The sequence below is a fragment of the Flavobacterium difficile genome, from assembly GCF_011392115.1.
GTDB lineage: Bacteria > Bacteroidota > Bacteroidia > Flavobacteriales > Flavobacteriaceae > Flavobacterium > Flavobacterium difficile.
Genome location: NZ_JAAJBT010000012.1, coordinates 1 through 16,990, shown reverse-complemented (window position 1 = coordinate 16,990; position 16,990 = coordinate 1). Strand labels below are relative to the sequence as shown.

At 32.8% G+C, this 16,990-nt stretch carries 14 protein-coding genes; 8 read left to right on the top strand and 6 right to left on the bottom strand.

Translation table 11 applies throughout. The features are described from left to right. Positions 1–11 precede the first annotated feature (11 nt). The 3 genes from G4D72_RS13055 to G4D72_RS13045 are packed head-to-tail and all read left to right on the top strand — an operon-like array spanning position 12 to position 5,625. Positions 12–1,349 (top strand): TolC family protein, encoded by a 1,338-nt coding sequence (locus G4D72_RS13055; RefSeq protein WP_166078178.1) that lies wholly within the window; start codon positions 12–14, stop codon positions 1,347–1,349. A gap of 8 nt (positions 1,350–1,357) precedes the next feature. Next, the gene (locus G4D72_RS13050) at positions 1,358–2,425 is read left to right on the top strand and encodes an efflux RND transporter periplasmic adaptor subunit (protein ID WP_166078177.1); all 1,068 of its coding nucleotides are present in this window, start codon (positions 1,358–1,360) and stop codon (positions 2,423–2,425) included. A gap of 29 nt (positions 2,426–2,454) precedes the next feature. Next, entirely contained in the window at positions 2,455–5,625 is a 3,171-nt protein-coding gene (locus G4D72_RS13045) for an efflux RND transporter permease subunit (RefSeq protein WP_166078176.1), read from the top strand. A gap of 317 nt (positions 5,626–5,942) precedes the next feature. On the opposite strand, the gene mscL is transcribed toward G4D72_RS13045, so the two are convergent. The 5 genes from mscL to G4D72_RS13020 form a co-directional block, all read right to left on the bottom strand. Beyond that, the gene (gene mscL / locus G4D72_RS13040) at positions 5,943–6,320 is read right to left on the bottom strand and encodes a large conductance mechanosensitive channel protein MscL (protein ID WP_166078175.1); all 378 of its coding nucleotides are present in this window, start codon (positions 6,318–6,320) and stop codon (positions 5,943–5,945) included. Between the two features lie 65 nt (positions 6,321–6,385). Then, positions 6,386–8,818, bottom strand: a complete 2,433-nt coding sequence (locus tag G4D72_RS13035; protein ID WP_166078174.1) for a bifunctional UDP-N-acetylmuramoyl-tripeptide:D-alanyl-D-alanine ligase/alanine racemase — start codon at positions 8,816–8,818, stop codon at positions 6,386–6,388. 5 nt (positions 8,819–8,823) lie between these two features. Further along, entirely contained in the window at positions 8,824–9,141 is a 318-nt protein-coding gene (locus G4D72_RS13030) for a type II toxin-antitoxin system RelE/ParE family toxin (RefSeq protein WP_166078173.1), read from the bottom strand. Beyond that, a complete protein-coding gene (locus G4D72_RS13025) occupies positions 9,132–9,371 on the bottom strand; it encodes a hypothetical protein (RefSeq protein ID WP_166078172.1) in 240 nt (79 codons plus the stop codon). Before G4D72_RS13025 ends, G4D72_RS13030 begins: the two co-directional genes overlap by 10 nt. 53 nt (positions 9,372–9,424) lie before the next feature. Next, positions 9,425–10,015, bottom strand: coding sequence for a thymidine kinase (locus G4D72_RS13020; protein WP_166078171.1), 591 nt, complete (start codon positions 10,013–10,015; stop codon positions 9,425–9,427). Between the two features lie 234 nt (positions 10,016–10,249). On the opposite strand from G4D72_RS13020, the gene G4D72_RS13015 reads away from it, so the two are divergent. The 5 genes from G4D72_RS13015 (at position 10,250) to G4D72_RS12995 (ending at position 15,746) form a co-directional block, all read left to right on the top strand. Continuing rightward, complete coding sequence (locus G4D72_RS13015; RefSeq protein WP_166078170.1) at positions 10,250–11,239, top strand: hypothetical protein; 990 nt, start codon at positions 10,250–10,252, stop codon at positions 11,237–11,239. Positions 11,240–11,306: 67 nt separating this feature from the next. Then, positions 11,307–11,984, top strand: coding sequence for a 16S rRNA (cytidine(1402)-2'-O)-methyltransferase (rsmI, locus tag G4D72_RS13010; RefSeq protein ID WP_166078169.1), 678 nt, complete (start codon positions 11,307–11,309; stop codon positions 11,982–11,984). A gap of 102 nt (positions 11,985–12,086) precedes the next feature. Then, a complete protein-coding gene (locus G4D72_RS13005; protein ID WP_166078168.1) occupies positions 12,087–12,401 on the top strand; it encodes a HopJ type III effector protein in 315 nt (104 codons plus the stop codon). A gap of 236 nt (positions 12,402–12,637) precedes the next feature. After that, positions 12,638–14,332 carry a single-stranded-DNA-specific exonuclease RecJ gene (gene recJ / locus G4D72_RS13000; RefSeq protein ID WP_166078167.1) on the top strand — a complete coding sequence of 565 codons (1,695 nt, stop codon included), beginning with the start codon at positions 12,638–12,640 and terminating at the stop codon, positions 14,330–14,332. Between the two features lie 172 nt (positions 14,333–14,504). Then, positions 14,505–15,746 carry an MFS transporter gene (locus G4D72_RS12995; protein WP_166078166.1) on the top strand — a complete coding sequence of 414 codons (1,242 nt, stop codon included), beginning with the start codon at positions 14,505–14,507 and terminating at the stop codon, positions 15,744–15,746. A gap of 172 nt (positions 15,747–15,918) precedes the next feature. On the opposite strand, the gene G4D72_RS12990 is transcribed toward G4D72_RS12995, so the two are convergent. After that, a complete protein-coding gene (locus G4D72_RS12990) occupies positions 15,919–16,665 on the bottom strand; it encodes a UDP-2,3-diacylglucosamine diphosphatase (RefSeq protein WP_166078164.1) in 747 nt (248 codons plus the stop codon). Positions 16,666–16,990: the final 325 nt, after the last annotated feature.

The following is a 16,990-nucleotide window of genomic DNA, read 5'->3' as shown; positions in this document are numbered from 1 at the left end:
CATCAAATAGAATGAAAAATAAAATGATTATTTCCTTATTGTTTTTATGTTCTTTTGTCTTTGCACAAGAAATAAAGACATTAAGTTTAAAAGAGGCGCTGCAATACGCTTTAGAAAATAAAGCAGAAGCTAAAAAAGCTAAATTACAAACGGAAAACAGTGAATATAAAATTCAAGAAGTACGTTCTAGAGCGCTACCACAAATTGCCGCAAATGGTAGTTTAAATTACAATCCGATTTTACAAACTACGGTAATTGATGGAACAAATTTTGGTGCTCCAGGAACTACAATTCAAGCAGCTTTCGGTCAAACTTGGAATTCTATAGCGGGTGTATCTTTAAATCAAGCCTTGTTTGATCAATCAGTTTTTACAGGTTTAAAAGCTGCTAAATCAACTAGAGAGTTCTATCAAATTAACGAGCAATTAACTGAGGAACAAGTTATTGAACGTGTTGCTAACGCATATTATCAAGTATATGTACAACAACAAAAGTTAGTGGTGGTAGATAATAATTTGAAAACGACAAATAAAATTAAAAATATCATAAAAGGGCAGTATGATAATGGTTTAGCGAGAAAAATAGATTTGGATAGAATTACGGTTCGTGTAAACAATATAAATTCGATGCGTCAACAAATTGTAAATGCTATTGCACTTCAAGAAAATGCCTTGAAATTTTATATCGGAATGCCAATGGAAAACGCCATCGTAATCCCAAAAACTGCTTTTGAAGTAACTCCACAAGATTTAATTGCAAACACAGATGTTACCAACAGAACTGAGTTTTTATTGTTAAAAAAACAAGAACAATTATTGATGTTACAAAAAAAGTCATTTCAAGCGAGCTATTATCCTACGCTTTCATTAATTGGAAGTTATAACTATATCGGACAAGGACCACAAATGCCATTTTTTGCCAAACCAGCTGACGGCGTATATTGGTCGGATTTTGCTACAATCGGATTAAATTTAAGAGTTCCTATTTTCTCAGGATTTGGGAATAAAGCAAGGGTAAAACAAGCAGAAAACTCAATAAAAAGCTTACAAGTTGATATGGATGAAACCAAATTAGCCTTGAGTTTAGCTTTAGAAAATGCTAAAAAACAAATTGAAAATAGTTTGATTACAATTGCGAATCAAAAAGAAAATGCACAGTTAGCACAAGAGGTTTTAAATAATACTAATAATAATTATGCTCAAGGTTTAGCTTCTTTAACCGATTTGTTAGATGCTGAAAATGCTCTAGTAGAAGCTCAGAACAACTATACGGCAGCAATTTTAGAATATAAATTAGCGGAAATTCAATTTATCAAATCAAAAGGAGAATTAAAATCATTAATTAAATAAAACAAATCATGAAAAAAAATATCATAACGATAATAGTTGTTTTAGGTGCGATAGCTTTAATTGCATTTACATTACTAAATAATAAAAAAGAAAACGCAGCTAAAGTAGCTGTTGTAGCAGAAAAAAATCCAACAGTATCAGTTAAAGTTGCAGAAGTAAAAACACAAGAAATGTCTCTAGATTTCAGTTCAAACGGAAATTTTGAACCGATTCAAGAATTAACAGTTTGTGCTGAAAAATCTGGTAAAGTAATTCAGGTTTTAGTAAAAGAAGGCGACCGTGTAAGTGTAGGACAAACTATCGCCATTGTTAGAAGTGATGTTATTAATGTAGAAGCTCAAACCGCAAATGCAGCTTACCAAACCGCACTTGCTGACTTTAACAGATTTGAAAATGCTTATCAAACTGGTGGTGTAACAAAACAACAGGTAGATTTAGCCAAACAAAATATGATTAATGCTAAAGCTCGTTTAACTCAGGCAAAAATTAACGTAGGAGATACTCGTTTGAAAGCGCCAATTAGCGGGATTATTAATAAAAGATTTATCGAACCAGGTTCTATTTTAAGCGGAATGCCTCCAACACAAATGTTTGAAATTGTGAATGTTTCTAAATTAAAATTGAAAGTTTCAGCTAACGAATCTCAAATAGCAGGTTTAAAATTGGGTAACACAATTCAAGTGACTTCAAATATATTTCCAGATAAAACATTTTCAGGAAAAATTACGTTTATCGCTCCAAAAGCAGATTCAAGTTTAAACTTTCCTGTAGAAATTGAAATTTCAAATAATGCCTCGAACGACTTAAAAGCAGGAATGTATGGAACAGCTCAATTTGCATCAAATCAACAAAAACAAAATTTAATGATTGTGCCAAGAAATGCTTTCGTAGGCGGAGTAAGTAGTAATCAAGTTTTCGTGAACGAAAATGGTGTTGCTGTTCTTAAAAACGTTACTTCAGGAAGAATTTTAGGCGATCAGGTTGAAATTATAAAAGGTTTAAATAATGGCGACCAGGTTGTTGTAACAGGACAATTAAATATTGCGGAAGGAACTAAATTAGAAATTATTAAATAAGATTTCTTAAAATCTTTAAATAAAAACATATGAAATTAGCAGAAATATCTATAAAACGTCCTTCGTTGGTAATTGTACTCTTTACGATTCTAATTTTAGGAGGACTGTTCAGTTATTCTAATTTAGGCTATGAACTGATTCCTAAATTTGATCAAAATGTAATTACAGTTGCTACCATTTACCCAGGAGCTTCTCCAAGTGAAGTAGAAAATACGGTAACTAAAAAAATAGAAGACGCTGTTGCATCTCTTGAAAATATCAAGAAAATTGATTCTAGATCTTACGAAAGCTTATCAACTGTTTCAATTGCATTAAATAGTAAAGCCAATTCTGATATAGCTTTAAATGATGCGCAACGAAAAATAAATGCTATTATTAGTGACTTACCTGAAGATGCCAAAACTCCTTCATTAAGTAAATTCTCCCTGAGTGATTTACCAATCATGACTATTGGAGCTAATGGTAAAATGGATGAAGTGGAGTTTTACGACTTGATCGATAAAAAAATCGCACCCGTTTTATCTCGTGTTAATGGTGTGGCTCAAGTAAATATTATTGGTGGACAAGAAAGAGAAATTCAAGTTCAGTTAAATGCCGCTAAAATGCAAGGTTATGGGATTTCTATACCACAAGTGCAACAGATGATTTTGTCTTCTAACCTTGATTTTCCAACGGGAAATATTCAAACTAGAGAACAAAAAATATTAATTCGTTTAGCGGGTAAATATAAATCAGTTGACGAATTAAGAAAACTTGTTGTATCTTCTTCTAATGGAATTCAAGTGCGTTTAGGTGATATAGCAGATGTTCAGGATACACAAAAAACTGCTGAAAAAACTGCACGAATCAATAGTAAGAGTGCTATTATTTTACAAATAGTGAAACAGTCTGATGCTAATGCTGTTGCTGTAAGTGAAGAGGTTTTGAAAAATGTTTCAGCTTTAGAAAAAGCATATGATAAAATCGGATTACAACTGAATATTGCAAATGATAGTACAGTTTTCACCTTAGAAGCAGCCGATTCTGTTATTCACGATTTATTAATTGCTGTAATTTTAGTAGCCTTAGTGATGTTGTTTTTCTTACATAGTATTAGAAATTCATTAATTGTTATGGTATCTATTCCTGCTTCATTAATTGCAACATTTATCGGAATATTCTATTTAGGATATACGTTAAACTTAATGAGCTTATTAGGTTTATCATTAGTAGTAGGTATTCTTGTTGATGATGCCATTGTGGTGTTAGAAAACATTTATAGGCATATGGAAATGGGTAAAAATAAAGTTCGTGCCGCATATGATGGAACAGCTGAAATTGGTGGAACAGTAACTTCTATTACTTTAGTAATTGTAGTAGTATTTTTACCAATTGCAATGAGTACAGGTTTAGTATCGAACATTATTACTCAGTTTTGTGTTACCGTTATTATTTCTACTTTACTGTCATTATTGGCTTCTTTTACAATAGTTCCTTGGTTGTTTTCACGTTACGGAAAATTAGAACATATTGAAGGGAAAAATGTTTTTGGAAGAATCATTTTAGCATTTGAATCGCAATTAACGAAGTTTACCAATTATATCACTAATTTATTAACTTGGTGTTTAGATCACAAGAGAATATCGATGTTAGTAGTTGTGTTGCTATTTTTCGCTTCTACAATTGGTTTATTGGGCGGAGGATTTATTGGTGGAGAATTTTTCGCAAAAACAGATCGAGGAGAATTTCTGGTGCAAATTGAGTTACCAAAAGATGCTTCTTTAGAACAAAGTAACTTTATGGCACAAAAAGCAGAAGCTTTTTTAAATACACAAGAAGATGTTAAAAGTTTAATTACAACGGTTGGTCAAACTAGTGAAGGGTTTTCAGGAACACAAGCTACAGCTTACAAAGCGGAGATAAATGTGAAAATGGTCCCTAAAAATCAAAGAGAAGACGATTCTTATGTGTATGCAGCAAAAATGAAACGTCAATTGGAAAAAGTTTTGTTAGGTGCTAAAGTCAAAACAGTTCCTGTAAGTATTTTAGGAACCGCAGAAGAATCACCAATTGCATTAGTAGTTACAGGAACTTCGTTAGAAAGCGCCATGCAATTTGCAAAAGCTGCGGAAGCCAAGTTACTTCAAATTCCTGGTGCGACTGAAATTAAATTATCGGTAGAAAGCGGGAATCCTGAAATTAACGTACAAGTTGATAGAGATAAAATGGCGGCTTTAGGTTTAAGTTTACAAACGGTTGGTTTAACCATGCAAACTGCATATTCAGGAAATACAGACGGTAAATTTAGAGCGGGTGAATACGAATATGACATCAATATCAAATACAATAGTTTCGATAGAAAAAGTGTAGATGATGTTAGTAATTTAGTTTTTGTGAACAATATGGGACAACAAATTAAATTGTCTCAATTTGCAACAATCAAAGAAGGTTCCGGACCAAGTCAGTTGGAGAGAAGAGATAAAACTGCTTCGGTTACAGTAAAAGGTCAAACTGTTGGAGTTCCAGTTGGTACCGTTGTGGCACAATTAGAAACAGAATTACAAAAAATGGAAAAACCAACAGGTGTAAATTATTTGTGGGGTGGCGATCAAGAAAATCAAAGTGAAGGTTTTGGAACATTAGGATTTGCCTTATTAGCAGCTATTATTTTAGTTTATCTGGTAATGGTATCTTTATACGATAGTTTTGTACATCCGTTTGTGGTACTATTTTCTATTCCGTTATCGTTTATTGGTGCAATGTTGGCTTTAGCTTTAACAAACAACACTTTAAATATATTTACAATTTTAGGAATTATTATGCTGATTGGATTGGTTTGTAAAAATGCAATTATGATTGTCGACTTTACCAACCAGAGAAGAGCTGCGGGTGAATCTGTTAGAAATGCCCTATTACAGGCCAATCATGCGCGTCTTCGTCCGATTTTAATGACAACCATTGCCATGGTGTTTGGTATGTTGCCAATTGCTATTGCATCTGGAGCAGGTGCTGAATGGAAAAACGGATTAGCATGGGTTATTATTGGTGGATTAGTGAGTTCGTTGTTCTTAACCTTAGTAATTGTTCCAGTAGTGTACGATATCATGGAAAGATTAGTAGTGAAGTTTGGTAAAAAACAAACCAATGATTATGATGCTTTAATGATTGCAGATTATGATCATAAAGATGTGAATGAACATGATTTTACTACAAAACACTAATAAAAAATAAATTTCAAAAAAAGCAATCTCTTCGTTGAGGTTGCTTTTTTGTTTTTAATCTGTATAAAAAACAACTACAAAGCACACAAAGATTTCGCAAAACATGTAAAAATTCTTTTAATCCTTTCAATCTTCGTGAAAAAACAATTACAAAATGGCACAGTTCAGAAAAGTGTGCCAATACATTCCTTTTAGTCTGAGTGAAAAATAACAAAATAATAATCTGATATAAATCTGCCTAATTTGTGTAGCCATCAAACAAAAAAATCCGAAAACAAAACTGCCCTCGGATTTCTTAAAATTATTTTAATTAAAGATTATTTTTTTAATAAATCTCTAATTTGTGTCAATAATTCTTCTTGAGATGGACCTGCTGGTGCAGCTGGTGCAGCTTCTTCTTTCTTTTTCATTCCATTAATTCCTTTTACTAATAAGAAGATAACAAATGAAATAACTAAGAAACTAATGATAGATGCTAAAAAATTACCATATAAAATTCCGCCATCTGTTTTTAAGTCTTTTAGGTTTTCAACTTGTGCTGCTTTTAATGCAGGATTTAACAATGCAGGTGTGATTACATCTGCAACTAAAGAAGTTACAATTCCACTAAAAGCACCACCAATTATAACTCCGACTGCTAAGTCCATTACATTGCCTTTCGCAATAAAATCTTTAAATTCTGATAACATTCCCATAGTTTTAATTTTTAAGTTAATTTTAGTTTATTTATGACGAAGTTAAAAAAATTTTAACATAATTTTTAGTTTTTATAAAAAATTCTCTTAACACGTTGGGAAATACTAGTTAAAATTTCATAAGGAATAGTATTGCAAATGGCTGCAATATCTGTAACATGTGGGTTTTCGCCAAAAATGATTACTTCTTCTCTTTCTTCACAAGAAATGTTTGTAACATCTACCATTAACATATCCATGCAAATATTACCTAAAATAGTTGCTTTTTGGTTGTGGATAGTTACAAATCCTTTTTCATTACCCCAAGCGCGTCTTATTCCGTCTGCATATCCTATTGGGATTGTGGCAATTCGCATTTGTTTTTTTACCATAAATTTTCGACTGTAGCCAATGCTGTCATTCGGATTTACGGTTCTAATTTGTGAAATGATGCTTTTTAAGGTGCTCACATTTTCTAAGGCATTTTGTTCTTCTTCCGAATTGCCTACTCCATAAATCCCAATACCTAAGCGAACCATTTCATATTGGTATTCCGAAAAATTAAATATGCCAGAAGTATTTAAAATATGTCGGATAGGTTGGATATTTAAAGCAGTTGAAATTTGCATAGAAATCGATTCGAACAGCTCAATTTGTTGCAATGTAAAATCTCTAAAATCTAAATTATCAGTAGCAGCCAAGTGCGAAAAGATACTCGTTACTTTTACAAAATTGTTGTGTTGTAACAATGAAATTAGTTCAGAAACATGTTCTTTTTCAAAGCCTAAACGATGCATTCCAGTATCTATTTTCAAATGAATTGGGTAGGCATGGAGGTTTTTTTCTTTCGCCAAATCGATAAAAGAGGCTAAACCAGAAATAGAGTACATTTCAGGCTCTAAATGATACGCTATCATCGCTTTATAACTGCTAATTTCCGGATTCAAAACCATAATTGGCGTGGTAATTCCAGCTTTTCGTAACGCAATTCCTTCATCGGCGAAAGCCACACCTAAATAATCCGTTTTTAAATGGGCAAGTTGTTTCGCAATTTCATAACCGCCATTTCCATAACCAAAAGCTTTTACCATCACCATAATTTTAGTAGCATTGTTTAACTTTTGCTTGTAAAAATTATAATTGGTAGTTAGCGCGTCTAAATTGATTTCTAAAACCGTTTCGTGTACTTTTTCTTCTAATAAAACGACAATTTCGTCAAAATTAAAACTCCTAGCGCCTTTAATTAAAATGGTTTCATTATTAAATGAATCGGTATTGAATTGTTGTAAAAACGCATTCGTATTGGCAAATGATATAACCTGTGGTAAGTCTTGAAAATAGTTTCCAATTACTTCACCTATAGTAATAATTTGAGTAATATTATTTTGTTGTAACAGTTTAATAACGTTACTATAAAGTTCTTTAACATTTAATCCGCTCTGAAAAATATCCGATAAAATAATGGTTTTTTTCTGATGTAATTTTTGCTGTTCTAAAAAGTCTAACGCAATTTTTAATGATTGGTAATCGCTTGAGAAACTATCATCTATTAATAAACAATTGTTAATTCCTTTTTTGGCTTGTAAACGAATTTCTATGTTGTATAGTTTGGAAATTCGTTCTTTTATTACTGAAATATCTGTTTTTAAATAAGATAAAGTTGCTATACAAGTTATCGCATTTTCAATAGAAATGTCATCTGTAAACGGAAGGGTAACTTTAAAAGTATCGTTTTCGAACTGAATTTCTAAAGTGGTTTTTAAGTTGTTTTTGACTTTCGATAAAATAAAAATAGCAGCTTTTGTATCTTCAAAACTCCACGTAAATGTAGGAACTTTGATATGTTTTTCTATCCAATCGTTTTTCTCTAAAATTACAATTTCAGCATTATCAAACAATTGGCATTTTTCAATAATTTTTTCTTCAACGGTAGTAAAACCTTCTTGATGGGCATCGCCTAAATGAGTAAAAATTCCAATATTCGGTTGAATCATTTCTGCCAACTTTTGCATTTCGCCTTTTAATGAAATTCCCGCTTCAAAAATCCCTAACGTATGGTTTTCATTAATCCCGAAAATCGATAATGGCACTCCCACTTGCGAATTGAAACTTTTCGGACTTCGAACCACAGAATAATCCGGACTCAATAAAAAGTTCAGCCATTCTTTTACAATGGTTTTTCCATTACTTCCGGTAATGCCAATGGTTTCAATTTGGAATTGGTTTTTATACGATTTTGCTAAATTTTGTAAAGCATTTGTGGTATTTTCTACGATACAAAATTGGGCTTTACCAGCCACTTTTTCTGGAACATATTCCACAATAAAATACTGAACTCCTTTTTCAATTAAACTCTCAATGTAACTATGAGCGTCGTTATTTTGTCCTTTTAAACAGAAAAATAAAGTAGAATTTCCGTTTTGTAAACTTCTACTGTCTATAGAAATATGATCAAATTCAACAGTTGAATCTGAAAAGTTTAAATAAGCTGAAGTTAATATTGTTGAGGTTATTTTCATCTGAATTATTTTGATTGCTGTATTTTTACTGGGTTTTGTCTACAATCAAAAATATCTATTACCCGAATAGTATTATTCTTTTCGTCAAATCTGTAAATTATTTTGTAATTCCCTTTGACCAAATATCTGTAATTTTCAGGTTTAGAAATTAGTAATTCTTCTTTTTGTCCTAAATCTGTATGAAATTTTAATTTTGTAACTTCTTTTAAGATTTCTGAAGTTATTTTTTTTGCAGTTTGAAGTGACACTTTGGTTTTGTAATATTTAAAAATGAATTTTAATTGAGAATTAGCAAATTCAGACCAGATTATCACTATTCCCATGTTTCAATTTCTTTTATTAAATCGTCATGGTTTATTGTTCTCCCATTTTTAAAATCGTCAAGAGATTTATCAATACGTTTGTTAAATTCCTCAATTGTAAAAGGTTTGAAATCGTTTTCAACTGTCTTTTTTTCTTTGTTAATTAGTTTTTCCAATTTAACAATAAAACTTTCATTCTGTATAGACAGTAATTCTTGAATTAGCGATAATTTTCTTGCTTCAATATTCATAACCAACTTTTAATCAAATTTATAAAAATACTTTGATTTTTACAATATATTATTTACTCTTCTTTTTCTTCACGCATCGCTTTGTAATAGGCGGCTCTGCTCAAAGGTTCGTATTCTTCCGTTTCACCCAACATGACTAATTTTTCATCAGCTGATTTTCTAAAACTATAATGGGCTAAATTTCCTGTTCGGGTACAAACGGCGTGCACTTTCGTAACATATTCGGCAGTTGCCATTAAAGCAGGCATCGGTCCGAATGGATTGCCTTTAAAATCCATGTCTAAACCGGCTACAATAACACGAATGCCATTATTAGCGAGTTCATTACAAACGTTTACAATTTCATCATCAAAAAACTGCGCTTCATCAATACCTACTACATCGCAACCTTGTGCTAAAATTCTAATGTTTTCAGATGCTGGAACAGGAGTAGAGCGGATTTCGTTTTTGTTATGCGAAACCACCATTTCATCATCATAACGGGTATCTATCGCAGGCTTAAAAATTTCTACTTTTTGTTTAGCAAATTGAGCGCGTTTAAGTCGGCGAATCAACTCTTCCGTTTTACCCGAAAACATCGAACCGCAAATAACCTCTATCCAACCAAATTGTTCTTCCTGATTTACCGTATTTTCTAAAAACATCTTCTTTTTTAAATCAAAATTAATTAACTATCAGTGAAGGGTAATACAAACACAGATTCCACAGATTAACTCAGATGAAACGTTTGATTTGTGAAAATTTCGCAAATCTGTGTTGAAAAAAATCAATTAAAAATAATTGTTTCAACAACAGAAACACGTTTTTTCTTTTACCTTTGTAATGGTAACAAAAATATAAAAATCACCGCTATAAACGTTCAACACAAACAAAAAGTTATGAAGAAAAAAATTGAAGGCGAATTAATTAGCATAGCGCACCGTTTATTAAAGTTAAAAAGCCATACAGAAACGGTTCAATTACATGAAGAAGTGAAAAAACTGTATGAACAATTAACGTTGTTGAAGTTTTATGAAGCCCATACAGCGTTAGTAAATGAAGAATTTTCTGAAGCTGTTTTTGAAGAAAAAGTAGCGAAAATTGTGGTTGGAACTATTGAAGTGGAAGAAGATGAAGATGAAGTAATGATGGAAATGGCTTCTAAAGAACACATTGCCCATATTGAAGAAGAACTTTTTGAGAAAAACAACATTTCACATGAAGCTTTCCCAGGAAATGAAGAAGTTGAAGTAGGCATGGCATCTAAAGAATATATCGCACAAATTAAAGAAGAACTTTTCGAGAATAATTCGATTTCTCATGAAGTGTTTCCTGCAAAAGAAGTGAAAGAAGAAGCGATTGTAGAAACAGTAGTAGAGGTTAAAGAAGAAAAGAAAGAAATTACTTCGAATTCAGAAATTATAGGAACGAAAGTTTCGAAACAAATTTCTATGGATGATATTTTGGTGCACGATTATCAAGCCACAATGTTTGTAAAAAAAGACGAACCGATTATTGAAGACTTAATTAAAGAACCTGTTTTTGAAGCCGTTCAGCCAGAAGTGGTGAAAGAAGAACCTGTAAAGGTTGAGGCAGTTAAAAAAGAAGAAGTTGTAGCTGAAATCAAAGAAGAACCTAAACCAGAACCTATTCCAACCGGAAAAGCTATAACGTTAGGATTGAATGATAAAATTGCTTTTGAGAAAAACTTATTCGCAGGAAATGGCGACGATTTACAACGTGTAATTTCTCAATTAAACACTTTTACCAATTGGGACGAAGCGAAATCTTTTGTGTTAGATTTTGTAAAACCAGATTATAACAATTGGGTAGGAAAAGAACAGTTTGAAAAAATGTTTCTAGATATTGTTGAAAATAAATTTAAATAAATGAACACTGATTTCACAGATTAACACGAAAAATAATCTGTGAAAATTTGTGTAATCTGTGTTTTTTATGAGCAAATTATATATAGTTCCTACACCCATTGGTAATTTAGATGACATGACGTTTCGTGCCATTCGTGTATTAAAAGAAGCCGATTTAATATTAGCAGAAGACACGCGAACCAGCGGCAAATTACTAAAGCATTTCGAAATTTCTACGCACATGCACAGTCACCACATGCATAACGAGCATAAAACGGTAGAAAATTTAATTGCCCGTTTAAAAGGTGGCGAAACGATTGCTTTAATTTCCGATGCAGGAACGCCAGCGATTTCAGATCCAGGTTTTTTGTTAACTCGCGCTTGCGTTGAAAACGGAATTGAAGTCGATTGTTTACCTGGTGCGACAGCTTTTGTACCCGCTTTGGTAAATAGTGGTTTGCCTAACGATAAATTTATTTTCGAAGGTTTTTTACCTGATAAAAAAGGTAGACAAACGCGTTATTTGGCTTTAGCCGAAGAAACACGTACTATGATTTTATATGTTTCGCCACATAAATTAGTCAAAACCTTAACTGAATTCATTCAGTATTTTGGCGCGGACAGACCGGTTTCTGTTTCCAGAGAAATATCCAAACTACATGAAGAAACCATTCGCGGAACTGCAGAAGAAGTCTTAAAACACTTTGAAGCCAAACCACCAAAAGGTGAAATTGTTGTGGTTGTGGGTGGGAAATCTGTAAAATAGTATTCAGTGTTCAGTTTTTAGTATACAGTAGGGAAATGAGAATTTCAAATTAGAGAAATTTATTTAAGGTTAGAAAAATAATTAAAAATATGTATTAAAGTCATGCAAAACTTACTAAACAAAAAATCGTTCCCAGAAACCATCGCTCATATCGATGAAAATTATTCGTTCACACCAACGACTTTCAAAAACGGGAATCAAATTAATAACGCGGGTGAAAACAACGGTTCATGTAAAATTTTTGCTTTCGCACAATTACAGCAGTTAACCAAAGAAGAAACCTTAACATTATTCGGCGATTTCTATCAAGATGTATTAAACACTCCTGACGCCACAGATCATCAAAATATTAGAAATTTTATGATTTTTGGTTGGGAAGGCATTCAATTTGAAGGTGAGGCGTTAAGAGCTAAGTGAAAAGAGCCAAGTAAAAAGTAAAAAGAGCCAAGTGAAAAGAGTCAAGTAAAAAGAACCAAGTAAAAAGAGCCAAGTAAAAAGTGAAAAGTGAAAAGGCAAAAGGGATAAGTTAAAAATCCTTGTCAAACTTGTGCAATCTTTGCGACCTTTGCGGTTAAATAAAAATTTCAATATATTTACAAATCTAAACTATTCGCCAAAATTCATAAATCGTAACTCGTAAATCCAAAATTACTATGCGTTGGACCATCAAATCAAAGCCAGAAAAAGAAAAAGTACAAGCCTTACAAAATGTCCTTTCCGTAGATGAAACTATAGCTACTTTATTAGTTCAAAGAGGCATTGAAACCTTCGAACAAGCCAAAACATTTTTCCGTCCCACTTTGGAAGATTTGCACAATCCGTATTTGATGAAAGATATGGACAAAGCGGTTTCTCGTATCGAAAAAGCCATTGCCAACAACGAAAACATTCTAGTTTTTGGGGATTACGATGTCGATGGAACCACAGCTGTTTCTTTAGTTTCAAGTTATTTAAGAAGTTATTATCCAAATGTCGCCACGTATATTCCCGACCGATATAATGAAGGATACGGAATTTCGTACATTGGGATTGATTACGCAGAAGACAACGATGTTTCTTTAATTATCGCACTAGATTGCGGCATAAAATCTTTAGATCACGTCAATTATGCGAAAGCCAAAAATATCGATTTTATCATTTGCGACCACCACCGTCCAGGAGATTCGTTACCAGAAGCGATTGCAGTTTTAGATCCAAAACGTTCTGATTGTTCGTATCCTTATGACGAATTATGTGGTTGCGGTGTCGGATTTAAATTGATTCAAGCGCTAGCTGAAAACAGAAACCAAACTATTTTAGATTTGGTGCCGTATTTAGATTTAGTCGCTACCGCCATAGCAGCAGATATTGTTCCCATTACTGGAGAAAATCGTGTTTTGGCCAAATTTGGTTTGGAAGTCATTAATACAAATCCACGACCAGGAATTAAAGCGCTTATTCAAAATGTAAAAAAGAAAGTGTTAACCATTACCGATGTGGTTTTTATCGTTGCGCCCAGAATTAACGCAGCAGGAAGAGTCAAACACGGAAACGAAGCCGTAGCACTTTTAACGGAATACAATTTAGAACAAGCTGAACAATTTGCCTCGGAAATCGAAGGTTATAATTCGGATCGAAAAGATTTAGACAAGCAAATTACCAAAGAAGCTTTACTCCAAATTGAAGAGAATAACGAAACAGAACGCTTTTCAACAGTAGTTTATCAAGAAAATTGGCACAAAGGTGTCATCGGAATTGTCGCGTCTCGGTTAGTCGAAAATTATTATCGCCCAACCATTGTTTTTACAAAAAGCGGTGATAAATTGGCAGCTTCTGCACGTTCGGTTAAAGATTTTGATGTATATAATGCTTTAGAAGCCTGTTCAGAACATTTGGTGCAGTTTGGCGGACATATGTACGCAGCTGGCATGACTTTAAAAGAAGAAAATTATCAGAATTTTAAAGAGGCGTTTGAAAAGGTAGTGAAAAACACGATTCATCCCGATTTATTAATTCCAGAAATTGCAGTCGATTTAGAACTTGATTTTTCAGATATAAATGAAAAATTTATGCGTATTCTAAAACAATTTGAACCATTCGGACCCGAAAATATGACACCTGTTTTTATGTCAAAAAATATCGTCGATTCAGGTTATGCCAAAACTCTAGGTAACGATTCGGAACATTTAAAGGTTTTTGTTAAACAAAATCATTCGCCAAATTTTAATGCAATCGGTTTCGGATTAGGTAAGAAAATTAACCTTGTAAAAAACAAACAACCTTTTGATGCTGTGTATGTTGTTGAAGAAAACGAATGGAACGGAAACGTAAGTTTACAATTGCAATTACGAGATATAAGAGCCAAGTAAAAAGTATAAAGAGCCAAGTAAAAAGTATAAAGAGCCAAGTAAAAAGTATAAAGAGCCAAGTAAAAAGAGCCAAGTAAAAAGTAAAAAGAGCCAAGTAAAAAGAACCAAGTAAAATAAGTGTTAAATAACAAAAACTTTGCGATCTTTGCGAAAATCTTCGCGGTTAAGAATTATGACAAAAAAAGACCCTTTCTCTTCCTTAAAAATCCCAGAATTTCGTTGGTTTATCCTGATGCGATTGGCTATAGTTTTAGCTTGGTCTATGCAGTTTGTATTGATTGAATGGGAAGTATATCGTATTACTAAAAATCCTTGGTCGCTTGGTTTGATTGGTTTAATGGAAGTGATTCCAGCTATAGTTATGGCTTTGTTTGCAGGTCATATTGTAGATCAATCCGAGAAAAGGAATATGTTATTAAAATGCTTTTTAGGTACGGCAGTAATCAGTATTTTGTTTTGTTATTTGGTACATCCAGAAACCGCTTCCAAAATTGGAACGCAACCTTTTTTATATGCTATTTATGCTTTAGTATTTTTAGGCGGAATCATTCGTTCGTTTATTATTCCTTCTGTTTTTAGTTTGTTGGGTTTAATAGTGCCAAAATCAGAATTCACAAATGCGGCTACTTGGAGTAGTTCCTCTTGGCAAGTTTCTGCGGTAATTGGTCCAGCTTTAGCGGGTTTTTTAATTGGTGGAATTGGTGTGTTTAATGCTATGATTTTTGTAACCCTTTCTATAGTTGCAGGGATTTTCATGTTGCTACAAATCAGCAAAAAACCCATCTTAAATAAAAAAATTGGCGAGCCTGTAATGGAAAGTTTAAAAGCAGGTATCCAATTCGTGTTTCAAAATAAAATCATTTTAAACGCACTTTCTATTGATATGTTTGCGGTTTTATTTGGTGGAGCAGTAGCTTTATTACCCATTTTCGCACAAGATATTTTAAAAGTAGGTTCAGAAGGTTTCGGAATTTTACGTGCCGCACCAGCTATTGGGGGCCTACTTACTATGTTGGCTTCGACTATGTTTTCCATTGAAAAAAACACAGGAAAAAAATTATTATTAGCTGTTTTCGGTTTCGGAATTTGTATAATTGTATTTGGTTTGTCTCAAAACTTTTGGATTTCCGTAATAGCATTATTCTTAAGTGGCGTTACCGATGGTTTTTCTGTAGTGATTCGTTCTACCATTCTTCAAATTTATACACCAGACGACATGCGTGGTCGCGTTTCCTCTGTAAATTCTATTTTTGTAGGTTCATCTAACGAATTGGGAGCTTTCGAAAGTGGTCTAACTTCTAAACTATTTGGTGTGGTAAACGCTGTAGTTTTTGGTGGAATTATGACTTTACTAGTAGTAGGAACCACCGCTGTAGTGTCTCCAAAATTCAGAGATTTAGAAATAGAAAAGTAAATTTTTGGGCGTTACCTCGTTGCAGGCATTTAGTTTAAAAACACATTTTTTTTTGCAACGAAGTTCGGGCTGTACGCTATATCTTTTTAATTTGCCTTGCTTTTTGGCAGTCAAATTAAAAAGGATGCCGCTTCCATCCCTAACGTAAATTTTCGTTTCAGAAGAAATTTGGTTATTCGTATTTTTTTAATTCAAATTGTTCACCATCAAAAACGCCATAGGTGAAATACCCAATCCAATCCCCTAAGTTAATATATTTTGATTCTTCGGTTAATTGAATTTCCATCGGCAAATGACGGTGTCCGAAAACAAAAAAATTATAGTGTTGGGTTTCTAATTTGCGTTTGCAATATTGCACCAACCATTCGTTATCTTCACCTAAAAAATGCACATCATCTGCACCAGAAATCAATTTGTTTTTAACAGATAAATACTGCGCCAAACGCACACCAATGTCTGGGTGTAACCAACGAAATAATCCTTTGAAGAACGGGTTAGTAAATACTTTTTTCATGCGCTTGTAACCCATGTCGCCAGGTCCTTTTCCGTCACCATGACCAATTAAAAAGGTTTTTCCGTTGAAAGTAAAGTCTTTATTATCGTGATATACTGGAATGTTCAATTCTTTTTCAAAATAATCACTCATCCATAAATCGTGGTTACCAACAAAAAAATAAATCGGAATTCCAGAGTCTTTTATTTCAGCTAATTTGCCTAAAACTCTAACAAAACCTTTAGGGACAACTGTTTTATATTCGAACCAAAAATCAAATAAATCGCCAAGTAAAAAAATAGCTTCCGCATTTTGTTTTACTTCATCTAACCATTGTACAAATTTTTGCTCTCTTGGAAAGCTTAATTCTTGTGTTGGCGCACCTAAATGTTGGTCGGAAGCAAAGTATATTTTTTTTGTATTCAAAACTCAGATTTTTTTACAAATTTAAAGAAAATTATTTAGTTAAATTAGGCTTTTTGTCGATGAAAACTTACATTTTGTCGATATAAATGCTGTACTTACTTATTATTTATATTTTTGTGTAGTTAAAGATATTAATTAATCACTACAAACTATAATGAAAAAACTACTTTTATTATTATTTATGTTCGCTGGTTTAAATGTTTTCGGACAATTAACTGAAAACTTTGAAGGCGCAACATTTCCTCCCACCGGTTGGACAACTTTTGAAACGGGAACTGGTACAGCTCAAAGTTGGGGAGAAACCAATTTAACGGCATTTACTTAC